This window comes from Paraliomyxa miuraensis (genome assembly GCF_026337845.1).
Lineage (GTDB): Bacteria > Myxococcota_A > Polyangia > Nannocystales > Nannocystaceae > Paraliomyxa > Paraliomyxa miuraensis.
Genome location: NZ_JAOVZF010000007.1, coordinates 1 through 209, shown reverse-complemented (window position 1 = coordinate 209; position 209 = coordinate 1). Strand labels below are relative to the sequence as shown.

General features: G+C 71.3%; 1 protein-coding gene. It reads left to right on the top strand.

Annotation, left to right across the window (positions count from 1 at the left end):
* The coding region (locus OEB96_RS00030; protein WP_266213325.1) for a hypothetical protein at positions 1-209 on the top strand (209 nt) is incomplete at both ends.

Genomic DNA, 209 nt, shown 5'->3' with positions numbered 1-209 from the left:
CCCGACCTGATGGTGCTGCTGCGCAAGGTCATCGAGATGGCCACCACGCAGCAGGCCCGGGCGCAGGCCGAGCCCGAATCCGCCGCCAACGAGCCACCGCGCGGCAAGGCCAAGGCGAAGGCCAAGGCCGCCGCATCGCCAACCGTGGACACCACGGCGACCGAGCCCTCGCAGTACGCCCAGCGTCTCGAACGGGTGCTGGCCAAGGT